General features: G+C 61.3%; 19 protein-coding genes. 5 read left to right on the forward strand and 14 right to left on the reverse strand.

The features are described from left to right. Positions 1–5: 5 nt before the first annotated feature. The 8 genes from V6P94_RS13725 to V6P94_RS13760 all read right to left on the reverse strand — a co-directional run bounded on the left by V6P94_RS13725 (position 6) and on the right by V6P94_RS13760 (position 7,285). Positions 6–701, reverse strand: coding sequence for an ABC transporter ATP-binding protein (locus tag V6P94_RS13725; protein WP_338647050.1), 696 nt, complete (start codon positions 699–701; stop codon positions 6–8). Beyond that, on the reverse strand, positions 701–1,459 hold the full coding sequence (locus tag V6P94_RS13730; protein ID WP_133077412.1) for an ABC transporter ATP-binding protein: 759 nt from the start codon (positions 1,457–1,459) through the stop codon (positions 701–703). Before V6P94_RS13730 ends, V6P94_RS13725 begins: the two co-directional genes overlap by 1 nt. After that, positions 1,456–2,466 (reverse strand): branched-chain amino acid ABC transporter permease, encoded by a 1,011-nt coding sequence (locus V6P94_RS13735; RefSeq protein ID WP_338647054.1) that lies wholly within the window; start codon positions 2,464–2,466, stop codon positions 1,456–1,458. The genes V6P94_RS13730 and V6P94_RS13735 overlap by 4 nt, the downstream gene beginning before the upstream one ends. A gap of 1 nt (position 2,467) precedes the next feature. Next, positions 2,468–3,328, reverse strand: coding sequence for a branched-chain amino acid ABC transporter permease (locus V6P94_RS13740; protein WP_019821837.1), 861 nt, complete (start codon positions 3,326–3,328; stop codon positions 2,468–2,470). Between the two features lie 69 nt (positions 3,329–3,397). Further along, positions 3,398–4,600, reverse strand: coding sequence for an ABC transporter substrate-binding protein (locus V6P94_RS13745; protein WP_219261432.1), 1,203 nt, complete (start codon positions 4,598–4,600; stop codon positions 3,398–3,400). A gap of 94 nt (positions 4,601–4,694) precedes the next feature. Then, on the reverse strand, positions 4,695–5,465 hold the full coding sequence (locus V6P94_RS13750) for a FadR/GntR family transcriptional regulator (RefSeq protein WP_219261433.1): 771 nt from the start codon (positions 5,463–5,465) through the stop codon (positions 4,695–4,697). A 189-nt stretch (positions 5,466–5,654) separates the two neighbouring features. Beyond that, positions 5,655–6,512, reverse strand: a complete 858-nt coding sequence (locus tag V6P94_RS13755) for a GNAT family N-acetyltransferase (protein ID WP_338647058.1) — start codon at positions 6,510–6,512, stop codon at positions 5,655–5,657. A 53-nt stretch (positions 6,513–6,565) separates the two neighbouring features. Beyond that, positions 6,566–7,285 (reverse strand): murein L,D-transpeptidase catalytic domain family protein, encoded by a 720-nt coding sequence (locus V6P94_RS13760; protein WP_133077417.1) that lies wholly within the window; start codon positions 7,283–7,285, stop codon positions 6,566–6,568. Positions 7,286–7,429: 144 nt separating this feature from the next. Here V6P94_RS13760 and V6P94_RS13765 point away from each other — a divergent pair, with 144 nt between their 5' ends. Then, positions 7,430–8,989 (forward strand): L,D-transpeptidase family protein, encoded by a 1,560-nt coding sequence (locus tag V6P94_RS13765; RefSeq protein WP_338647061.1) that lies wholly within the window; start codon positions 7,430–7,432, stop codon positions 8,987–8,989. A gap of 265 nt (positions 8,990–9,254) precedes the next feature. Next, positions 9,255–10,337, forward strand: a complete 1,083-nt coding sequence (locus V6P94_RS13770) for a nitronate monooxygenase family protein (RefSeq protein WP_338647063.1) — start codon at positions 9,255–9,257, stop codon at positions 10,335–10,337. Here the strand turns inward: V6P94_RS13770 and V6P94_RS13775 are convergent. The 6 genes from V6P94_RS13775 to V6P94_RS13800 form a co-directional block, all read right to left on the reverse strand. Next, positions 10,310–11,623, reverse strand: a complete 1,314-nt coding sequence (locus V6P94_RS13775) for an MFS transporter (RefSeq protein WP_338647066.1) — start codon at positions 11,621–11,623, stop codon at positions 10,310–10,312. The two genes, V6P94_RS13770 and V6P94_RS13775, sit on opposite strands and share 28 nt — an antisense overlap. A 71-nt stretch (positions 11,624–11,694) precedes the next feature. Continuing rightward, complete coding sequence (gene dmpG, locus V6P94_RS13780) at positions 11,695–12,717, reverse strand: 4-hydroxy-2-oxovalerate aldolase (RefSeq protein WP_338647068.1); 1,023 nt, start codon at positions 12,715–12,717, stop codon at positions 11,695–11,697. A gap of 10 nt (positions 12,718–12,727) precedes the next feature. Continuing rightward, positions 12,728–13,657: an acetaldehyde dehydrogenase (acetylating) gene (locus tag V6P94_RS13785; RefSeq protein ID WP_133077422.1), complete on the reverse strand. Its 930-nt coding sequence runs from the start codon at positions 13,655–13,657 to the stop codon at positions 12,728–12,730. Positions 13,658–13,678: 21 nt separating this feature from the next. After that, positions 13,679–14,470 carry a fumarylacetoacetate hydrolase family protein gene (locus V6P94_RS13790; RefSeq protein WP_133077423.1) on the reverse strand — a complete coding sequence of 264 codons (792 nt, stop codon included), beginning with the start codon at positions 14,468–14,470 and terminating at the stop codon, positions 13,679–13,681. A gap of 131 nt (positions 14,471–14,601) precedes the next feature. After that, positions 14,602–15,375, reverse strand: coding sequence for a glucose 1-dehydrogenase (locus V6P94_RS13795; protein WP_133077424.1), 774 nt, complete (start codon positions 15,373–15,375; stop codon positions 14,602–14,604). A gap of 25 nt (positions 15,376–15,400) precedes the next feature. Then, positions 15,401–16,381 carry a flavin reductase family protein gene (locus tag V6P94_RS13800; protein ID WP_338647071.1) on the reverse strand — a complete coding sequence of 327 codons (981 nt, stop codon included), beginning with the start codon at positions 16,379–16,381 and terminating at the stop codon, positions 15,401–15,403. A gap of 173 nt (positions 16,382–16,554) precedes the next feature. Between V6P94_RS13800 and V6P94_RS13805 the strand changes: the two genes are divergently transcribed. From V6P94_RS13805 to V6P94_RS13815, 3 genes are all read left to right on the forward strand, one after another. Continuing rightward, entirely contained in the window at positions 16,555–17,991 is a 1,437-nt protein-coding gene (locus tag V6P94_RS13805) for a coniferyl aldehyde dehydrogenase (RefSeq protein ID WP_338647074.1), read from the forward strand. A gap of 122 nt (positions 17,992–18,113) precedes the next feature. Further along, a complete protein-coding gene (locus V6P94_RS13810) occupies positions 18,114–19,697 on the forward strand; it encodes an amidase (protein WP_338647077.1) in 1,584 nt (527 codons plus the stop codon). A gap of 168 nt (positions 19,698–19,865) precedes the next feature. Then, positions 19,866–21,053 (forward strand): acyl-CoA dehydrogenase family protein, encoded by a 1,188-nt coding sequence (locus tag V6P94_RS13815; RefSeq protein ID WP_338647080.1) that lies wholly within the window; start codon positions 19,866–19,868, stop codon positions 21,051–21,053. Positions 21,054–21,104: the final 51 nt, after the last annotated feature.

The raw sequence follows: 21,104 nt of genomic DNA on the forward strand, positions 1-21,104 counted from the left end.
TCCCTTCAGGCGCTCAGGGCCAGGTAACGGTTCTTGATGGTCGGGTTGGCACGGAAATCGGCGGCACTGCCTTCGTACACCACGCGGCCTTGCTCCAGTACGTAATGACGGTCGGCCAGCTTGTCGCAGACCATCAGGTTCTGCTCCACCAACAACACAGGCAGACCATCGTCCTTGATCTTGCGCAGGTTTTTCACCAGCTCGTCCACAATCACCGGGGCCAGGCCCTCTGTGGGTTCATCCAGGATCAGCAGCTTGGGGTCATTGAGCAGCGCCCGTGCGATGGCGAGCATTTGCTGCTCGCCGCCGGACAACGCGTGGCCGGCATTTTTGCGCCGCTCCTTGAGGCGCGGGAACATGGTGTACACATCCTCCAGTTGCCAGCGGCTGGTTTTGCGTTGAGCAATGCGCAGGTTTTCCTCGACGCTGAGCAGGCGGAAGATGCCGCGATGCTCGGGCACCAGGGCCAGTCCTTCGCGGGCGATCTCGAAAATCTTGCGCCCGACCATGTCCTGGCCGTTGAAGCGGATCTGGCCTTTACGCGGGCAAATGATTCCCAGAATGCTGCGCAAGGTGGTGGTTTTACCCGCGCCGTTGCGGCCCAGCAGCGTCACCAGTTCCCCTGGGTTGACCTGCAGTGAGACGCCTTCAAGGACGTGGCTTTTGTCGTAATAGGAGTGGATGTTCTCGACGGTCAGCATCAGGCGGCTTCTCCCAGATAGGCGACACGTACGCGCTCATCGGCGCGAACGAATTCGGGTGTGCCTTCGACCAGGATCTGGCCGTGGCTCATCACGGTGATGCGCTGGCTGATGGACATGACGATGCTCATGTTGTGCTCGATCAACAGCACCGTGTGATCGCGCCCCAGGTCACTGATCAACTGGGTCATGATCGGAATATCGTCAATGCCCATGCCGGACGTTGGCTCGTCGAGCATCAGCAGCTTGGGTTTGGAGCAGATCGACATGCCCACCTCCAGCACCCGTTGCTGGCCGTGGGACAACTCACCGGCCAGGGTGTCGGCACGCTGGGTCAGTTGCAGGCGCTCCAGCACCTGATCGGCCATCTCCAGGTGTTCGCGGCGACTGTCCACACGGCGCCAGAAATTCAGGGCCGCCAGACCATCCCGGCCTTGGGCCGCCAGGCGCAGGTTTTCCCGAACACTGAGGTTTTGAAACAGGCTGGTGAGCTGGAACGAACGGGCCATGCCCAGGCCAACGCGGCCGTGGGACGGCTTCTTGATGATGTTCTTGCCATCAAACAGGATTGCCCCGCCGGTGGCCTGACGCTCGCCGGTCAGGCAGTGGAACAGGCTGGTCTTGCCCGCGCCGTTGGGGCCGATCACGGTATGGATGGTGCCTTGTTCGACGTTGAGGCTGACGCCGTTGACCGCACGAAAGGCGCCATAGGCCAGCTCCAGATTGTCGGTTTGCAGCAGATATTCAGGCGCGCTCATGGCTGCTCCTCCTGCACGGGCAGGCTGGTTTTACGTTGCCCTTTGATTCGTTCGTACAGGCTCGAGAATCCGCCCCACAAGCCGCCGCGCATAAACACCACCACCAGAATCAAAATGACCCCCAGCAGCATCAGCCAGCGTGGCCACAGATCAGACAGGAATTCGCCCAGCAACACGATGGAACCTGCGCCCAGCAAGGAGCCGAACAAGGACCCGGTACCGCCGACGATGGTCATGATCAGAATGTTTTCCGACATTGCCAGGTCGATATTGGACAGCGGCACAAAGTGCAGCAGCATGGCGTAAAGCGCTCCGGCAATACCGGTGACGGCGCCCGAGAGCATAAACACCAGGATTTTGAAATGCCGGGTGTCGTAACCAATGGCAGCTGCGCGGGTTTCGTTTTCGCGGATCGCCATCAGCGTGCTGCCAAAAGGCGAGCTGATAACGCGGCGGGCGCCGATGAAAATCAACAGGAACAACACCGCGACAAAACCGTAGAAGTAACGTGCGTCGCTCAAGGACATCAGCACGGTGTCACCGATACGGATTTCAGGCCGGGGCACGTTGAGCAGGCCGTTGTCGCCGCCGGTCCAGTCACTCAGGGTGTAGGTCAGGAAGTACGCCATCTGGCTGAAGGCCAGGGTCAGCATGACGAAATAGATGCCGGTGCGCCGAATGGCCAGGGCGCCCACCAGAAATGCCAGGAAACCGCCGGCCAGTGCAGCGCCCAGCAAGGCACTGAACAGCCCCAGGTGCAGATGGATCATTAGCAAGGCGGCGCAGTAGGCCCCGGCGCCAAAGAAGATCCCTTGGCCGAACGACAACAGCCCGGTGTAACCCAGCAGCAGGTTGCAGGCCAGAGCTGCCATGGCGAAGATCAGGATTTCAGTGGCCAGGGTCGCGGAAGGCAACACCAGTGGCAAACCGACCAGTACCGCCACCACCAACAGCAGCATGGAGCGCGACTGGGTTTTGGCGAAGGGCAGGGGGTTTTTCTCGCTCATGTCAGGCTCTCCCGAACAGGCCGTAAGGCCGCAGCAGAATGACCACGGCCATCGCGCCGTAAATCATCAGGCTCGCCCCTTGGGGCCAGATAGTTGTCATCAGGCTTTGCACCACGCCCACCAACAGGCCGCCCACCAGCGCGCCGCTGAATGAACCCATGCCGCCGATCACCACCACCACAAAAGCCACCCCGAGAATTTCCGGGCCGACAAAGGGCTGGGCGCCGCGCAATGGCGCAAACAGCACACCGGCCACACCGGCGAGTCCAGCGCCCAGGGCGAACGTCATGGAAAACAGGCGGAAAATATTGGTGCCCAATAGCGATACGGTTTCCGTGCTTTCACTGCCGGCGCGCACCAGGGCGCCAAAGCGCGTGCGCTCCAGCAGCAGCCACAGACCGAATCCCACCAGGGCTGAAAACACAATCAGGAACAGGCGATAGTAGGGATAGACAAAGTCGCCGATCACCAGCACGCCGCGCAGCAACTGCGGTACGGCAACGCTTTTGCCCACCGGGCCCCAGATCATCACGCTGGCTTCCTGGATGATCAGCGCGATCCCCAGGGTCACCAGAATCTGGAACATGTGGGGCAAGTGATAAATCCGCTGGATCAGCAATCGCTCAATCACCCAGGCCAGTGCGGCGACGAGCAAGGGCGCAAGCAGCAGCGACAGCCAAAAATTGCCGGTCAGGCTGACCGCGGTGTAGCAGATGTAAGCGCCCAGCAGGAAAAACGCGCCGTGGGCGAAGTTGACGAAGTTCAGCAGGCCGAAAATGATCGTCAGTCCGACGGCAATCAGAAAGTAGATCATCCCCAGGCCAAGGCCGTTGAGAATCTGAAACAGGTAGAGTTCGAGCATGCAGATACCCTCTGCAGGCGATCACGGGTGATCGGCTGCCAGTAGCAAAAGCTGAAGAAGTGCCGGGGCTCAGCCCAGAACGCAGCCGGTGTCTTGTACCGGGGCAAACGACTGACCGGAGCTGACCACTTGGGCGAGGTCGTCCTTGTCACTCATTTGGTCAGCCGGTTTGCCGACCAGCAGGTAGTAATCCTTGATCACCTGATGGTCACCGGCGCGGATCGATTCGGGGCCGGTCGGGCCTTCGTAGCTCAAGCCCTGCATGGCTTTGGCCACTGTGGGGCCATCGAAACTGCCGGTGGCAGCGATGGTGTCGAGCATGACCTTGGTACTGATGTAGTCGGCGGCCAGGGGGTAGGTGGGGTTGATCCCGTATTTGGCCTTGGTGATCTTGACCAGTTCGCGGTTGAGCGGAGTATCCACCTGATGCCAGTACTGGGCGCCGAGGTAAACGCCTTCCAGAATGTCGCTGCCCAGTTCCTGGAATTGATCCAGGCCAGCCGACCACACCAGCAGGACGTTCATTCGTTCCTTGATCCCGAAATTCACCGCCTGGCGAAGGGTGTTGGACGACTGGCTGCCAAAGTTGAGCAGCACCAGCACATCGGGCCTGGCAGCAATGGCATTGGTCAGGTAGCCGGAGAATTCCTGTTCCTGCAGGGAGTGATAGCTGTTGCCGACATGTTCCAGGCCATGCTCCTTCAGCACCTCTTTGGTGCCCTCGAGCAGTGCTTCGCCGAATACATATTGCGGGGTGATGGTGTACCAGCGCTTGGCCTCGGGCAATCGCTTGATCAGCGGCACCAGGGTTTCGCGCACGGCGCCGTAGGTGGGCACCGACCAGCGAAACGTCGCCTTGTTGCAGTCCTTGCCGGTCACTTCGTCGGCACCCACGGGGGTCATGAAGACACCGCCTGCCTTGTCCACTTCCTTTGCGACGGCCAGTGCTGAAGACGACAAGGTACAGCCCTGAAAGAAGCGCGCACCGTCCTGGGCAATTGCCTCCTGTACCTTGCGCACTGCCTTGCCGGCGTTGCCCTCGGTGTCGATCACCTTGTAGTTCAGGGGTCTGCCCAGCAACTGCGGATACTGCTCCACCGCCAGGCGCGAGCCCATGTCGGCGAACTTGCCGTAACTGGCAAAGGCACCGGACATGGACTTGAGGCCATAGAAGGTAAAGGGTTCGGAGGCGAAGGCATGGCGCATGCCCAGCGGAAGGCTCAGAGCACTGGCAGCGGCCAGGCTTGCTTTCAACAAAGTGCGACGTTGCATGGGGAAACTCCCTGGTTTGATTAGTTATTGGCAGGAGTAGCAATGGCAAACGGCGGATCATGGCCTGTGGGCAGGCCTTTTATTGGCACAGCGATTAGTGGTTGTGATCGAATTCCAGCAGGAAATGCGGGCTGACCTGGCCCTCAAGGGCGGTCATATGATGTTCGGCGTCGCACATGTGTTCGTGCATCAGGCTGCGCACAGAGGCTTCGTCCTCTGCTTGCAAGGCAATCAGCAGTTGCTTGTGATAGTCGAGGTTGGCGGCGTCGAACTGCTTGCGCTTGGGTTTGTAGGCTTTCTTCAGCACCACCAGGTCGCGCAGCAGATCGTTGAGAAATTGTGCCATGAAACTCAGCAGTGGATTGGGGCATGCCCGTGCCAGCAGGTTATGGAATTCCAGCTCTGCCAGCCGCTGCTCCCGTTGTCCGGCTTCACTGTCTTCGGGCGCGCTGCAAAAATCCACGTTGGCCTGCAGGGCCAGATAGTCCTCGGCACTCAGGCGGCCAATCACCGACACCGCGAGTTCGACTTCGATCACCTTGCGTAACTGGTAGACCTGTTCGCCATCCAGGTGCTGAAAGTGCAGGTAGTTGCGCAGGGCGCGACTGGCGGGCTCGGTCCCGGCCTGATTCAGGTAGGCGCCGCCGCTGGGGCCGGTGCGGGTGTTGACCAGGCCTTCGACTTCCAGCGCCTTGAGTGCTTCGCGGGCAGAGCCCTTGGAGCACTGAAAGCTCTCCATCAGCTCCCGTTCCGTGGGCAACCGGTCACCGGGCTTGAGTGCGTCGGTGACGATCGAGCGCTTGACCGACTCGACAATCACATCGGAGAGCTTCTGGCGTTTACGGTGCAGGGGGCGACTGAGCATATTTTCTATTTATCGTATTAATGCGGATTAATAGTAATAAATAGCGCCGAGCCCGATGAGTCAACAACAGGCCCGGGGAGGTGTCGCTTTCAATGGAAAAGGGTCGGTAACGGATAAGAAACGGCAAGGCGGGGTACTGTGGTGATGCCATCGCGAGCAAGCCCGCTCCCACATCCTTCGCTCGACGTGTCAGCCGATGGCCTGGGAAACCAGTGCGAACTGGCGTACGAAGTCGCCAGGCTGCGGGGGCGTACCCAGAGCCATCTGGGTTACGCGGTCCACCGGTTCAAGGCCCGCCAGGGTCAGCCATTCACACAGGCCGCTGTCCATCGGTACGTCGATGCGCGCAAATTGGTTGGGGATCCGGGCGAGCAGGGTGGCGATCAGGTGCCTGGCCTGGCGGGTATTTTGTGCAATGACAGGGCCAATGCAGTGACCGCGTCCGGCCCGGCGCAACAGGGCAAACGCCTGTAGCTGACCCTCGCGTACGATCCCCACCGAGTGCACGATCGTGTCATGCAACTGCTCGAAGAGGGCGCTTCGGTCCAGCCCGCTGCCGGCGTTGGCCAGCAACAGTTGCCGGGCCTGATCCTGTTCGCAGAGGTCACGCAGTTGCTCATCTTGTGCAAGGGGTTCAAGTGTCACGGTCTGGGCCAGGCCCTGGCGCTGTTCAATGGTGCCGAACTCGACAAAGCCCTGGCTCAGGTACAGCGGGGCGCCAGCAACGGAGGCATTGAGGATCGGAGTGCCTGGCTGGCAAGCGTCGAGTGCCCGTTCCATCAGCAGGCGGCCAATGCCCTGGCCCTGAAAGTCGGGGCTGACCACCACCAGGCCAATGGTTGCAAAGTCGCCCTGGGGGCAGGCAAATGCCGTACCGATCAAACGGTCATCGACCGTCGCTACAAATCCTTTGAAGACCCGCTGCAACAGGCCCCAGTCTTCCAGTCGGTGGGGCCAGTCCAGTTGCGAGGACAGCCCGTGGGCTGCGGGTAAATCGGCCTGGGTCATGGGACGATAAATACAGGCACTCGTGTGCAGCGCGGACATGGTGAATCTCCTTGGACATGTACGCACTATGTACCGGCATTGCGCCTTCGCTTTCAACCCCCGGGCATGACCTCATGCCTGGCTGACACAATGCTTGCCACCTGCCGTGGCTGGCAGTTGAGGTAGGCCGAGGATTGCAGCCAGCGCTTGTCGGGGTACCAGGCGAACATGAACTGGCCATTCTTGAGCTTGTCGACTACCTTGCGCGCCACTTGCGGGCGTACTGCCGGGCAGCCAAGGCTGCGGCCGATACGGCCCTGGGTCTTGCTCCACAGCGGATTAACGTAATCGGCGGGGTGGATCACGATCGCCCGTTCGCGGGCCTGATCATTGATGCCCGGCTCCAGGCCGTCCATGCGCAACGAATAGCCGTGGCTGCCGACATAGCTTTCCTGCGTACTGAACAGCCCAAGGCTGGACTGGTTGCTGCCTTCGGTGTTGGAGAAACTGGTGGCGAAGTTCTCGCCGGATTCTTTTCCGTGGGCCACCAGATCTCGTAGAACCAACGTCTTGCGGTTCAGGTCAAAGATCCAGAGACGTCGTGCCGTTGAAGGCTGGGAGAAGTCGATCACGGCCAGGTGCTGGGCCTGCTTGGCACCATTGTTGACCGCGCATTGCATGGCACTCAGGGCGCTTTTCAGGGCCTGCGGGTTGAGTTCGGGGGCGGCATGGCTGAGTTTGCTGAGCAGTTGAGGATTGGCAGCGTATGCAGTGCTGCAGGTTGCAGCCAGTGCGAGGGCTGCGAAACAAAAGCGACGTAAAAAGATAAGCATAAATAGCGTGTTCTCGATGATGTCAGGCCGGCAATCCTGCGCCGATAACTTGGCGATCCTGCGTTAGATGCTAGCCTGTGGGTTTACCGTAACTGCAGATTCAGTTGTTGTACCTGGTGACGGCCCTTAATTGGAGTTAAGCAGTTGTTCAAAAAACGCGCATTTTACTTGAGCATTGTCCTGCTGACTGCGCCATTGGTCGCTGTAGCCGATCCCCTACCTGCGGGTTCCCTGAGTCCGGTTCAGCAGGCACTCAGTCAACTGCCCCAGGACTGCCCGGGCCTGGCGGCGCGAGTCAATGGGGCTGCCAAGCAACTGCTGCAGGGTTTTTATCTGGGGCAAAACGATCAATTGGTCTGGACCGACAACCAACGCCTGAGCGCCTTGCAGTCGGCACTGGGGCAGTTGGCGGATGACGGTCTGAACCCTGACAACGACAAGCTGCCAGCCACTCGGGACGTGTGCGCCGATATCGAGATCAGCCAGCAGTACCTTCAGGCATTGCAGGATCTGCACTATGGGCGTCTGCCCCAGTCGCAGTTTGAGCCGGTATGGCATGCCAGCGAGGTGCCGCAAGACCGTCAGGCGCGGATTCTGGCCCTGGCAGGGCCGGGACTGAACGATATTCCCCGGGCCTTTGCCCAGGCGCGTCCCCAAGGCGAGTTGTATCAGAACTTGCGCCGGGTCTATGCCCGCCAGCGTCTGCAACCACTGCCACAATGGCAGCCCCTGGCCAGTGGCCCCTTGTTGCGGCCCGGCATGCAGGATGCCCGGGTGCCCGAACTGGCCCGACGGCTGCTCAACGAAGGCTACCTGAACCACCTGCCGGCTTCTGTCGATCACACCTACACCAATGAGCTGGCGGCAGCCGTGAAGAGCTTTCAGCTTGATCACTCGTTGCAGGCCGACGGTGTGATCGGGGCCGGGACCTTGAAAGAGCTGAACATCAGCCCCCGGGATCGGCTCGAACAGCTGCGCATCAACCTTGAGCGTTTTCGCTGGATAGCCCAGGACTTTGAGCCTGACAGCCTGCTGGTCAATGTGCCTGCTGCACAATTGACCGTGTACCAGAATGGCGTGCCCGTGTGGCAGACCCGCACCCAGGTTGGTCGTGCCGAGCGTCAGACGCCGTTGCTCAAATCCAGGGTGAATCGCTTGACCCTGAATCCGACCTGGACCATCCCGCCGACCATTTTCCGCGAAGACAAACTGCCGCAGATCCGCCGCGATCCGTCTTTCCTCAGCCGCCAGGACCTGCAGATAGTGGACAGCAATGGCCAGCCGCTGGCGGCCCAGGACATCGACTGGGACCGCCCGGGCAATATCCTTCTGCGTCAGGGCGCGGGGCCGAGAAACCCCCTGGGCCGAATTGCCATCCGGTTTCCCAACCCGTTCTCGGTGTACTTGCACGACACCCCTAGCCAGGCGTTGTTCAGCAAGGGACCGCGGGCTTTCAGTTCGGGCTGTGTGCGGGTTGAGTCGGTCTTCCAGCTGCGTGACTTGCTGGTGACCCCGGCCGAGAAGGCCCGTACCGAAGAGCTGTTGAGTACGGGGTTGACCCATGAATTCAGATTGTCCCGGCCGATGCCGATCTTGATGACCTACTGGACGGCCCAGGCGAACAAGGATGGAAAAGTGACCTATGCGCCAGACATCTACAACCATGACCCGGCTTTGATTGCGGCGTTGGCTGGCAAGAAATAGCGTCCGGTTTGGTGCGCCACTGCGTGCTCGAACGCAGCCTCGTTCTACTCGTCAGCGGCTACAAGGGTAGGTGGCGATCTGTAGTCGCTGACGAGCCGTGCGAGGCTGCGTCCGGCTGCGCAGCAGTCGTAAAATCGGCTTCCTCGGTTAATCAGGTATACCGCGTGACCGCTTCGTCGCAGTGGCGCACCATCTCGAACAAGGCTGCGCCTTCGCAAGCCAGCCGCTAGTATTGGCATCCCGATCATTACCCGTGAGTGCCCTCATGAGCTGCTGGCCCGATTCTCGCCTTATCGACTTGCTCGGCATCACCCATCCCATCATCCAGGCCCCCATGCTGGGCGCTGGCGCCGATATGATGATCGGTGTCGCCAAGGCCGGTGGCCTGGGCTCTCTGGCCTGTGCCACGTTGAACCTTGAATCGATTCGCGCCGAAGTGGCGGCCTTTCGGGCCGAGAGCAAGCAGCCCCTGAACCTGAATTTTTTCTGCCATCAAGCCCCTGCTTACGATGAAGCCGCGATCGAGCACTGGAAGTCGTTGTTCAAGTCCTACTACACCGAGCTTGGGGCCGACTATGACGCGCCCACGCCCGTGTCGAGCCGCGCACCCTTTGACGAAGCCACCTGTGCCCTGGTCGAAGCGTTGCGCCCCGAAGTGGTGAGTTTTCACTTCGGTCTGCCTGCCCCGGAGCTGGTGGCCAGGGTCAAGGCCTGCGGAGCAAAAATCCTCAGTTCAGCCACCACGGTCGAAGAGGCCCGATGGCTGGAACGCCACGGCTGTGACGCGATCATCGCCATGGGCTACGAAGCTGGCGGGCATCGGGCAATGTTCTTGAGTCGTGAGCTGACCACCCAAATCGGTACCTTTGCCCTGGTCCCGCAAATCGTCGATGCCGTGGACATACCGGTCATTGCCGCAGGCGGCATCGCCGATGCACGGGGTATTGCGGCGGCGTTTGCGCTGGGGGCCAGCGCCGTGCAAATCGGCACTGCCTACCTGTTTTGCCCGCAGGCAAAACTGGCCACACCCCATCACCGTGCCTTGCGCGAAGCCGACGCCAGTGACACCGCGCTCACCAACCTGTTTACCGGACGACCGGCCCGCGGCATCGTCAATCGTGTGATGCGCGAACTGGGCCCGATCAATACGCAGGCACCTGCCTTCCCGCTGGCGGGCGGTGTGTTATTACCGCTCAAGGCCAAATCCGACCCTGGCTGCGCAGACTTCATCAACCTGTGGGCGGGCCAGGGCTTCCCCTTGAGCCCCGGACGCACGGCCGAGCTGTCGTCCTATGAGCTGACCCGCACATTTGTCGATGACTATGCCGCCCGCTCCGCCGCTAAATAATGGGTGTGTGCAGCATGGGTGGAGGTGCGGATCAGCAACACGACCGCACCGGCTACCGGCAGACTCACCAGCAATAACGCGTAGCGCAGGGATTCAACGCCGAAGGCCGGTTGCAAGGCATCACTGAACAAGCCGGCCAGCAAAGGACCCACCCCAACCCCCAACAATGTGGAGATGATGGTCTGCAAGGCCATGGCCGTGCCTCGGCGGTTGGCCGGGACCAGTTGGGTGACCAGGTTGTATGACGGCGCCACCCACCACACCACAAAAAAACTGTACAGCGCGCACCACAGCATCGAGCTGGGGACAGGCACGCTGCCCAGTTGCGTCCACACCGTGTCTGGCCACAGCAGATAGGCGAACAGCGCAGCCAGCGCGGCCACATTGCCGATCACCGGAATACCCACTTGCCAGTGCGGGTTGCGTGGCGTCAGGTGGTCGCTCAGCCAACCGCTGAATAACGCGCCGATCCCGGCAAAACCACCACAGATGAAACCTGCCAGCAGCCCTGCATGTTGCAGTGACAACCCGTGGGAGCGCACCAGAAAACTGGTGTTCCACATGCCGATCGCATAGGAGCCCAGCGTGGTCAGGCCGCCCGCCATGACCAGGCAGCGGTAGGCGGGCAGGGCCCAGAGTTTGCGGGCCTCACTGCCCATGCTTTGCAGGGGATGGGCAGCATGGGCGCTGGCCAGGTCCCAACGGCCCCGGGCCGGGTCTTTTGCGATAAAGGCCAGCAGCGTGGAGAACAACAGCGCGGGCAAGCCGATCACGATGAATGCCGTGCGCCAGCCATACTGCTCGACCACCCATGCCCCCAGGCTCAGGCCGATGACGGCGGAAAAGGTCGGGGCGGCCGTGAAGCAACTGATGGCAAACGAGCGGCGATGTGGCGGGTACAAATCGGCAATGATCGACATCGACGCCGAGGTGGTCGGCGACTCGCTCACGGCAACCGCCATGCGCGCCACGGCCAGCATCCAGAAACTGACCGCCAGGCCACAGATCATGGTCGCCACCGCCCATAACAGGCAGGCAATTGCCAGCAGGCGGGTACGGGACATGCGATCTGCCAGCCGCCCGGCAGGCAAGGCGAGGAGGGCGTAGATCCCGGCAAATGCCAGGCCCGAAATCAGCCCCATCGCCGTATCACTGACCCCGAACTCTGCCTTGATCGGTTCAATCATCACCGCCAGAATCTGACGGCCGACAAAATTGTCGGCAAACATGGCCGCCAGCAACAACAGCAAAGCATGGCTGCGCCAGCCGACCTGAGCATTGGGCATGGTTGAATTCCTGTCAGATGGAAACGCCAAGGGCGCTGATCAGGTCAGCGCCCCTGGCAAGGAACAAAGCCTCAGGCCCGCAGGCGGGCCAGGGTCATGGCAGTGTCTTCGATCATGTCTTCCTGACCGCCGACCATGCCGCGACGTCCCATCTCGACGAGAATTTCCCGTGCCGGTACGCCGTATTTTTTCTCGGCGCGCTTGGCGAACAGCAGGAACGAGCCATACACCCCGGCATAGCCCATGGTCAGGGCATCACGATCGCTACGGATCGGGAAGTCCATGATCGGTACGACGAGATCCTCAGCCACATCTTGAATACCGAACACGCTGACCCCGGTCTCAATGCCCATGCGGTCGCACACCGCCACTAGGATTTCCATCGGCGTATTACCCGCACCTGCGCCCAGCCCGGCTGCGGCGGCGTCGATGCGTGTGGCACCGGCTTCGATGGCAGCGATGGAGTTGGACACGCCCATGGACAGGTTGTGATGGCCGTGAAAGCCGATCTCGGTGTCCGGGTGCAGCGCCGCACGCAGGGCCTCGACCCGGGCCTTGATGTCGTGGGGCAGCATGTAACCGGCCGAGTCGGTGAGGTACACGCAGTTGGCGCCGAAGCTCTCCATCAGCTTGCCCTGCTTCACCAGGCCTTCGGGTGAGTTCATATGGGCCATCATCAGGAACCCCACAGTGTCCATGCCCAGCTTGCGTGCATAGGATATGTGCTGCTCAGACACGTCGGCCTCGGTGCAATGGGTCGCTACGCGGATTGTATTGACCCCCAGCTCATAAGCCATTTGCAGATGGTCCACGGTGCCGATACCGGGTAGCAGCAGAGCCGAAACCTTGGCCTGTTTCATCATCGGGATCACGGCCGACAGGTACTGCTCGTCGGTGTGCGCCGGGAACCCGTAGTTCACCGAGCTGCCGCCCAGGCCGTCGCCGTGGGTGACTTCAATCAGGGGCACACCGGCGGCGTCCAGGCCACAGGCGATGTCTTTCATCTGTTGCAGGCTGATCTGGTGACGCTTGGGGTGCATGCCGTCGCGCAGGCACATGTCATGCACGGTAATTTTTTTGCCGCGAAGATCCATGGTCGACTCCTTAAGCGAGGGCAGGTTGAGGGGCGGATGCCTTGAGGTGCAGTTCACCCTTGAGGATTTCCTCGGCGAACATCTCTGCGGTGCGCGCAGCGGCGGCAGTCATGATGTCCAGGTTGCCGGCGTACTTGGGCAGGTAGTCGCCCAGGCCTTCGACCTCCATGAAAATCGACACGCGGTTGCCATCAAACACCGGCCCGTTGACCAGCTTGTAACCCGGGACGTACTGCTGTACCTGCTCGATCATGTTGGCAATGGCCAGGCTGATCGCGGCTTGATCCGGTTCGGTTTCAGTCAGGCAGTGCACGGTGTCGCGCATGATCAGCGGCGGCTCGGCCGGGTTGACGATAATGATCGCCTTGCCTTTTTTGGCGCCGCCCACCTGTTCGATGGCACTGGCGGTGGTGCGGGTGAACTCGTCGATATTCTTGCGCGTGCCCGGGCCGACCGATTTGGACGCCGCCGTGGCAACGATCTCGGCATACGCCACCGGTTGCACGCTGCTGACGGCCGCCACCAGAGGAATGGTGGCCTGGCCGCCGCACGTGACCATATTGACGTTCATCGCGCCGCGCTTGAGGTTGGCCTTGAGGTTGACCGGGGGCACGCAGTACGGGCCGATGGCGGCGGGGGTCAAGTCAATCATCAGTACGCCCAGCTCATTGAGCTTGCGGCTGTTTTCGGCGTGAACGTAAGCCGACGTGGCATCGAAGGCAATCTGGATATTGTCGGCCAGCACATGGGGCAACAGCCCGTCGACCCCGTCACTGGTGGTCTTGAGGCCCATCTCGCGGGCACGGCTCAGGCCTTCGGAGGTGGCGTCGATGCCCACCATCCAGACCGGTTCCAGTACGTCACTGCGCAGCAACTTGTAGAGCAGGTCGGTGCCGATATTGCCCGGCCCGATCAGGGCACATTTGATCTTTTTGGTCATGGGAAAGGTCTCGAACAGGGGTTAGGGCACGAAGCGCAGGCGGGCTGAGCCCAGGCCGCTGAGGGTCAGGCTGACCTCATCGCCGGGTTGCACCGGCACCAGCGGCGCCAAGGCTCCGGAAAGGATGATTTCACCCTTGCGAAACGGGATGTCGAACTTGCCCAGGGTATTGGCCAGCCAGGCCACGGCGGCGCAGGGGTGGCCCTGTACTGCCGAGCCGAAACCGTTACCGGCTGGCTGTCCGTTTTTCAGCATGTGCAGTTCGACCTTGGCCAGGTCCAGTTCGCGGGGGTTGATACGTTGCTCACCCAAGGCGAACACGCCGCACGAAGCGTTGTCGGCCACCGTGTCCTGAATGCGGATTTTCCAGTCGGCGATACGCGAGTCGACAATCTCGAAACACGGCGCCACCCAAAGGCTGGCAGCCATGACGTCTTCAGCGGTAATGCCGGGGCCGTGCAGGTCTTCGCCGAGAATAAAAGCGATCTCGCCTTCGGCCCGTGGTTGCACCAACTGGTGGGCGGCGAAGCTCACATCGCTGTTGTCCGGGACCTGCATGGAATCGGTCAAGAAACCGAAATCGGGCTGATGCACATCCAGCATTTCCTGCACGGCACGGCTGGTGACGCCGATTTTCTTGCCAATCACCAGCTCGCCCAACGCCTGGCGGCGTTGCAAAAAGCGCAGGGAAATCCGGTACGCCATGTCCAGCGTCAAGTCCGGGTAACGCTGGGTCAGTGGCTGCAGGCTGCGGCGCTCGCGCAACGCATGAAACAGCTCATCGCCCAGGGCTTCAATCAACTGTGTGTCCATAAATACGCTCTCTTGAAACTGAAAAACCCCTTGTGGGAGCGGGCTTGCTCGCGATGGAATCACTGCGCGCTGCCAGACAGACCGCATCGCCTGTATCGCGAGCACGCTCCCACCGTTGGTTGTGCCGTGAACTAGCCCGGCCAGACACTCGACTCGGCCCCGCCGTCCACTTCCAGGATCTTGCCGGTGACCCATCGTGAAGCCGGGGAGGCCAGGTACAGCGCCGCTGCCGCGATGTCTTCAACCTCGCCCAGGCTTTGCAGCGGGGTGGCTTTGATCATGCCTTCGCGCATGGCAACCGGCAGGACACGGTTCAAGGCGTCGGTCAGTACCGGGCCGGGGGCAATCCCGTTGACCCGCACCAGTGGGGCGAAATCCTGGGCCAGCAAACGGGTCATGTGGCTGAGCGCAGCCTTGGCGGTGCCATAGGCGCTGAATTGGGTTTGGGCATAGCGCGCCGCGCCCGAGGTGATATTGATGATGTTGCCGCTGCCCGCGTCGCGCATGTGCGGCACGCACAGCTGGCTCAGGTGATAGGCCGAGGACACGTTGAAACGCATGATTTCTTCGAAGCGCTCGACACTCAGGGTCAGCGGATCGTTGGGGCCTGCGCCGCCTGCGTTGTTCACCAGATGGGTGATACGGCCCATGTGCTCCCGGGCCTGGGTGACCACCGCGCTGCGCTGCTCGGCGTCAGTCACGTCGCAGCTCAGGGCCAGGGCGCGGCGTCCCAGGCGGCGAACTTCTTCGGCCACCGCTTCAACGTCGCTCAAGGTACGGGCTGCCAGTACCACATCGGCGCCTGCCTCGGCGCAGGCCAGGGCGATACCGCGGCCAATGCCGCGCCCGCCGCCGGTGATGACGGCCACGCTGCCGGTCAGGTTGAAGCGCTGAATAATGTTCATAAAGGGTCCGGTTCCTTCAAGGGGATTAGCGGGGCGCCCACAGATCGGGCAAGCCGGGATCACTGGCCGTAATCAGGCGCTTGAGCAGCACTTTAAGGGCCTGGGCATCGCCGGGAGCGAGCCTGGCCGACACGTTTTCCTCCACGGCCTTGGCCAGTGCCACCTGTTGCAGCGACGCCTCACGGCCCGTGGCGGTCAGCACATAGCGCGGTGCCTGCTGGCTGCCTTCGAGGGCGACCAGGTTCTGTTTTTCGAGAAAACGCATGCTTGCCACAGACACCACATGCCCGGTGTAACTGACGAAGTGATTGATTTCATCCAGGGTCAGGTTGTCGCGAATACACAGGACCGAAAGGATAAAGAAAGCATGCTCGTCCAGCTGCTGATTGCTCAGCAGGCGGTGCAGGGCGTCGAGCAACTGGTAATGGGCGCGGCCCAGCAGGTACCCGAGCAAGTCCTCGGTGTAGCTGCACTCCGGTGGTGGCGGAGTGGTTGCCAGGCGCAGCTCGCTGCGTGGTTTACGGGTTGCCAGGGCATATTGGCCGCTTTGAAAGGCCAGCGGTGCGCGGTCGCTGTGATCGAAGGCGAGCACTTCACCGACAAAAATCACATGGTCGCCGCCTTCATATTGAAAGGCCGTGCGGCACTGAAACCTGGCGGTGCAGTCCTGTAACAGCGGTGCTTCGCTAATGCCGTTGTCGAGTTCGATTTCGGCAAACTTGTTCTCGCCCTGCATCGCAAAACGTCCGGACAGAGGTTCCTGTTCGGTCGACAGCACATGCACGTTCCAGTGCTTTCCGGAACTGAACACCGGCAGGCTGCGAGCGGACTTGGCCAGACTCCACAGCACCAGCGGCGGGTTAAGCGACACCGAGTTGAAACTATTGGCAGTAATGCCGATGGGCGAGCCATCTTCAGCCTGGGTGGTGATGATCGTCACCCCGGTGGTAAAGGTGCCCAGCGCGGTACGGAATGCCTGCGGGTCGAAACTGCTTTGCATTGCCATGACGAACCTCATGGATTGGATTTTCGTGCTGGCAGTATTCGCCCCGAAGCGGTGCGCTACATCGTCTTAATGGACTAACGAATACAGCCGATTATCGTCCGATTGGACGAGGCTAATCGGGGTGCTATTCACTAGGGTCAGCTCATTGAACCGATGTATCAGAGGACTCATCCATGACGTTCAGCAGCACTGCTCCAGAACAGCTGTCCAGCCTGTTGGCGGCGCAAAAACAAGCCTTTGTCGATGCCGGGCACGTCAGCGCAGAACTGCGCCGGGCCCGCATTCAGCGCGTGATAGAGCTCGTAGTGCGCTATCAGCAGCCACTGATCGAGGCCATGGATGAAGACTTTGGCGGTCGGCCCCAGGGCTTTTCGTTGATGAATGACGTTCTGGGTTCGCTGGCATCACTCAAATATGCTCGCGATCACCTTGCCCACTGGGTCGAAGACGAGCCGCGACAGGTGTTTTCGCCCTATGACCAACTGGGTGCCAAAGCCTGGGTGATGCACCAGCCCAAGGGCTCCATCGGCATTCTGGGCACCTGGAATGCGCCGCTGTTCACCTTGCTCAGCCCTTTGGCCTGCGTACTGGCAGCGGGCAACCGCGCCATTCTCAAACCGTCCGAAGTAGTGCCCCGCACCGCCCGGGTTCTGGCCCAGGCCTTTGCCGACGTGTTTGATCCACTTGAAGTCGGTGTAGTAACCGGAGATGCCGGGCTGGCGCAGGTCTTCACCTCGCAACCCTTCGACCATCTGGTGTTTACCGGCAGCACCGCAGTGGCGCGTTCGGTCATGCGCAATGCGGCTGAAAATCTGGTGCCATTGACCCTGGAACTGGGAGGCAAGTCCCCGGTGATCATTTCCCGCAGCGCAGATCTGGCCAAGGCGGCCTTCAGCATTGCGGTGGCCAAAGCCAATAACGGTGGGCAAATCTGCATCAACCCGGACGTGGTGTATGTGCCGCGCGAGCTGATGGAAGATTTTATCGGCCTGCTGGGTGCTGCCTACAGCGAATTGCTTCCCACCACGGACGACAATCCGGATGTGGTGGCAGTGGTCAATGCCCGTCATGTGCAACGCATCGACGGCTACGTGCAGGATGCCCGCGAGCGGGGCGCCCGGATCGAAAGCTTCCCGCAGGCACCCGAGGCTGACGCCCGAACTCGTCGGCGTGCGCTGCACGTAGTGATCAACCCGCCTCGCGACAGCCAGATCATGCATGAAGAAATCTTCGGCCCGGCGCTGGTGTTGCTGCCTTATGAACAGATTGATCGGGCGCTGGGCGACATCAATTCTCGTGAGCGCCCGCTGGCGCTGTATTACTTTGGCCAGAGTGAAGAAGAGCAGCGCCATGTGCTGCAGCACACGATTTCCGGTGGCGTGAGCATCAATGATGTGATGATGCATGCGGCTCTGCACGACGCACCGTTTGGCGGGATCGGCGCCTCGGGCATGGGGCATTATCACGGCCGTGAAGGCTTCCTGGAATTCAGCCATATGCGCACCGTTTACAAGGCCCCGGCCCATGACCCGCGGCGTGAGTGGGGCCTGCTGCCACCGTATGGCGAGCACTTTTTGCCCACCATGCAATCGATGGTCACGGCTGACTGAAACACGCAGTGCAGGAGCGGGGTTGCTCGCGATGCTGTCGACCCGGCGCCTTCATGGGCCGCATTGATGCAATCGCGAGCAAGCCCGCTCCCACAGGACCCTGGCGCCTAAAACAACACGAAATGTTCTGGAGATTGACCTTGCACAACCCTGCTCAAACACCTGAAGAATCCACCGGCTGGCAGCGTCGACACGTACTCAAGGCCGGTGCCCTGGCCGTGGGTGCCGGTCTGCTGGGACGTTTTGCCCATGCCGACAGCACGGGCGCGCTGTCGTCTGGCGAGTACCTGGCGATGGACGCCACTGACATGGCCCGTGCCATACACAAAGGCGAACTCAGCCCGCAAAACCTGCTCGCGGCGGCCATGGCCCGATGTGATGCGATCAATCCCAGGGTCAATGCGGTCAACATGCGCCATGACGACTACGCCAATGCGCTGCTCAAGGCCCGTGCTGCCAGCGGTGCGTCGACCACGGGCCCTCTGGCCGGGGTGCCGATCCTGATCAAGGACCTCAATACCTACCTGGAAGGCACCCGCACCACCAATGGTTGCCGCCTCTACAAAGATGCGCCGCTGGCCCACCATACCAGCACCCTGATTGCCCGTTATCAGGCGGCCGGTGCCGTGCCGTTTGGCAAGACCACCTGCCCGGAATTCGGATTGACCACCACCACCGAATCCCTGCTGTGGGGGCAAACCCGCAACCCGTGGAATCTGGCAAAAAGCGCGGGCGGCTCATCCGGTGGGGCGGCTGCGGCCGTTGCAGCGGGGATTGTTCCCGTGGCCCACGCCACGGACGGCGGCGGTTCGATCCGGATTCCGGCGTCTTACTGCGGCCTGGTCGGGCTCAAGCCGACGCGTTACCGAACCCCCAGCGGCCCGGGAAAATATGAGGGCTGGTTTGGGGCCAGCGTAGGCAACGTGGTGTCGCGCAATGTACGCGATATGGCGTTGTTCATGGATGCCGGGCAGGGGCACGAGGCCGGCAGCCCGTACTGGGCCAAGCCGCTGGTACGCCCTTATGTCGAAGAACTGCGCACGGCCCCCGGTCGCTTGCGCATCGGCGTGGTGCGTGACTCGCTGACCGGCGCACCGCTGGACCCGGAGGTGGCGAGGGTGCTGGACGACACCGCCAAACGCCTCGCAGCCCAGGGGCATGACGTTGAAGAGCTGCGCCTGAATGTCGATCCGAGGCAGTTGTTCGGTGCCCATGGTTCGGTGATTGGCGATGCATTGCTGACGATGGTTCACGATCGCGAGCAAGTGCTGGGGCGAAGCGCAACGGCCGATGACTACGAGCGCATCACCCAGGTGGTGCTGGGCAATGCCCAAAAAGTCACTGGAGAAGGCCTGTACCGTGCGCGCCAGTCGTTCGAAACCATCGGCGGCTACATGGAAGATCAGTTCCAGACGTTTGACGTGATCCTGTCGCCGGTGACGGCCAATGTCACGCCGGACCTGGGGCTCTTGAGCCTCAATCAGCCCTGGGAGAGCTATGCCCACAACGCGATGGGCAGCGCGTCCTTTACCGTATTGGCCAACGTCAGCGGCCAGCCGGCCATTTCCTTGCCGGTGGGCATGAGCGACAAGGGCCTGCCCATCGGCATGATGTTCACCGGGCCATTGGGCGGCGAAGACGTGTTGCTGCGCCTGAGTGCGCAGATTGAACAGGCGCGGCCATTCGCGGCACTGCCGATCCTCTGAAACGGTGGGAGCGGGCTTGCTCGCGATGCAAGCCCGCTCCCACACAAGTTCAGTGTGATGCCGTGTGCCTAGTCCGCTTTGACGATGAACCACAGCGTTACAGGCCGGATTATTCGTCATACACCGCCCGCGCATTCGCGCAGCGAGAGACTGACGGAGAACACACGGATGGATCAGATACGAGAGAAAAGTCCGATTGAGCTTGAGCTGCTGCAACGTGCGCGCAATCTGATTCCTGCGCTCAAAAGCCGTTCAGCCCAGGCGGACAAAGACTGCAAACTGCCCGACGAAACCATTCGTGACATGCAAGAAGCCGGTTTGTTTCGTGCCCTGCAGCCCAAGATCTGGGGCGGTCATGAAGTCGATCTGCGCACCTTTTTTGAAATCCAGATGACCTTGGCTGAAGGCTGTATGTCCACGGCCTGGGTCTTTGGCGTGGTGGGTGTGCATCCGTGGCAACTGGCGCGTTACCCGATGGAGGCCCAGCGTGATGTCTGGGGCGAGGACAGCTCCGTGCTGGTGGCTTCCACCTACATGCCGGTGGCCAAGGTCACGCCGGTCAAGGGTGGTTTTCAGGTCAGCGGACGCTGGGGTTTTTCCAGTGGCAGCCAGCATGCACAGTGGTGCCTGCTCGGGGGCATCGTGCCGCAAGACGAAACGGGCCCTACCGAACACGGCACCTTCCTGATTCCGGCCAGCGACTATCGCATCGAACAGAACTGGGACGTGCTGGGCCTGCGTGGCAGCGGCAGCCACGACATCGTTGTCGAAGACGTTTTTGTCCCGGCCCACCGGGTCCAGCGCACCAATAACTTCAGCATCGAAGCTACGCCGGGGCGCCTGGTCAATACCAACCCGATGTACTCGATCCCGTTTGCCCAGGTGTTTGCCCGCGCCGTATCGACGTCGGCCCTTGGTGCCTTGCAAGGGGCCATCAACGAGTTTCGCGATAACGCGGCAAAGCACATTGGCAAGCACGGCGCCAAAACCGCCGAAGACCCGGCGGCCCAGGCGGCCGTGGCCGAAGCAATCATCACCGTCGACTCGCTCAAGCTGGTGCTGATGCGCAACTACGGGCACCTGCTGGCACTGGCCGCAGCCGGGGAATACCCGGATGTCGAGACCCGTCTGTTGTATCGCTATCAGTCCTCCCACGTGACCAACGTCTGCGCCGATCGGGTCAGTGACCTGCTGCGCTGCATGGCCGCTTCGGGCTTGTACAACACCAATCCGGTGGCGCGTTACTTCCGTGACCTGCACCAGGCTCGCGGGCATATCGCCAACAACGAGGCGGCTTACCGCCGCAGTTACGGTCTTGTACAGCTGGGCATGCCCAACGCGGACCCTTTTGTCTGATCGGGTCAATTCTGTGACCCGGTAATCAACCTCTGACCTCAGCGCAAGGCA

The organism is Pseudomonas sp. ML2-2023-3, from assembly GCF_037055275.1.
Lineage (GTDB): Bacteria > Pseudomonadota > Gammaproteobacteria > Pseudomonadales > Pseudomonadaceae > Aquipseudomonas.

Excerpts from the sequence above, each read along its gene's own strand:
- V6P94_RS13725 (WP_338647050.1), bottom strand. The coding sequence starts at position 701 with ATGCTGACCGTCGAGAACATCCACTCCTATTACGACAAAAGCCACGTC.
- V6P94_RS13730 (WP_133077412.1), bottom strand. The coding sequence starts at position 1,459 with ATGAGCGCGCCTGAATATCTGCTGCAAACCGACAATCTGGAGCTGGCC.
- V6P94_RS13735 (WP_338647054.1), bottom strand. The coding sequence starts at position 2,466 with ATGAGCGAGAAAAACCCCCTGCCCTTCGCCAAAACCCAGTCGCGCTCC.
- V6P94_RS13740 (WP_019821837.1), bottom strand. The coding sequence starts at position 3,328 with ATGCTCGAACTCTACCTGTTTCAGATTCTCAACGGCCTTGGCCTGGGG.
- V6P94_RS13745 (WP_219261432.1), bottom strand. The coding sequence starts at position 4,600 with ATGCAACGTCGCACTTTGTTGAAAGCAAGCCTGGCCGCTGCCAGTGCT.
- V6P94_RS13750 (WP_219261433.1), bottom strand. The coding sequence starts at position 5,465 with ATGCTCAGTCGCCCCCTGCACCGTAAACGCCAGAAGCTCTCCGATGTG.
- V6P94_RS13755 (WP_338647058.1), bottom strand. The coding sequence starts at position 6,512 with ATGTCCGCGCTGCACACGAGTGCCTGTATTTATCGTCCCATGACCCAG.
- V6P94_RS13760 (WP_133077417.1), bottom strand. The coding sequence starts at position 7,285 with ATGCTTATCTTTTTACGTCGCTTTTGTTTCGCAGCCCTCGCACTGGCT.
- V6P94_RS13770 (WP_338647063.1), top strand. The coding sequence starts at position 9,255 with ATGAGCTGCTGGCCCGATTCTCGCCTTATCGACTTGCTCGGCATCACC.
- V6P94_RS13775 (WP_338647066.1), bottom strand. The coding sequence starts at position 11,623 with ATGCCCAATGCTCAGGTCGGCTGGCGCAGCCATGCTTTGCTGTTGTTG.
- dmpG (WP_338647068.1), bottom strand. The coding sequence starts at position 12,717 with ATGGATCTTCGCGGCAAAAAAATTACCGTGCATGACATGTGCCTGCGC.
- V6P94_RS13785 (WP_133077422.1), bottom strand. The coding sequence starts at position 13,657 with ATGACCAAAAAGATCAAATGTGCCCTGATCGGGCCGGGCAATATCGGC.
- V6P94_RS13790 (WP_133077423.1), bottom strand. The coding sequence starts at position 14,470 with ATGGACACACAGTTGATTGAAGCCCTGGGCGATGAGCTGTTTCATGCG.
- V6P94_RS13795 (WP_133077424.1), bottom strand. The coding sequence starts at position 15,375 with ATGAACATTATTCAGCGCTTCAACCTGACCGGCAGCGTGGCCGTCATC.
- V6P94_RS13800 (WP_338647071.1), bottom strand. The coding sequence starts at position 16,381 with ATGGCAATGCAAAGCAGTTTCGACCCGCAGGCATTCCGTACCGCGCTG.
- V6P94_RS13805 (WP_338647074.1), top strand. The coding sequence starts at position 16,555 with ATGACGTTCAGCAGCACTGCTCCAGAACAGCTGTCCAGCCTGTTGGCG.
- V6P94_RS13810 (WP_338647077.1), top strand. The coding sequence starts at position 18,114 with ATGTTCTGGAGATTGACCTTGCACAACCCTGCTCAAACACCTGAAGAA.
- V6P94_RS13815 (WP_338647080.1), top strand. The coding sequence starts at position 19,866 with ATGGATCAGATACGAGAGAAAAGTCCGATTGAGCTTGAGCTGCTGCAA.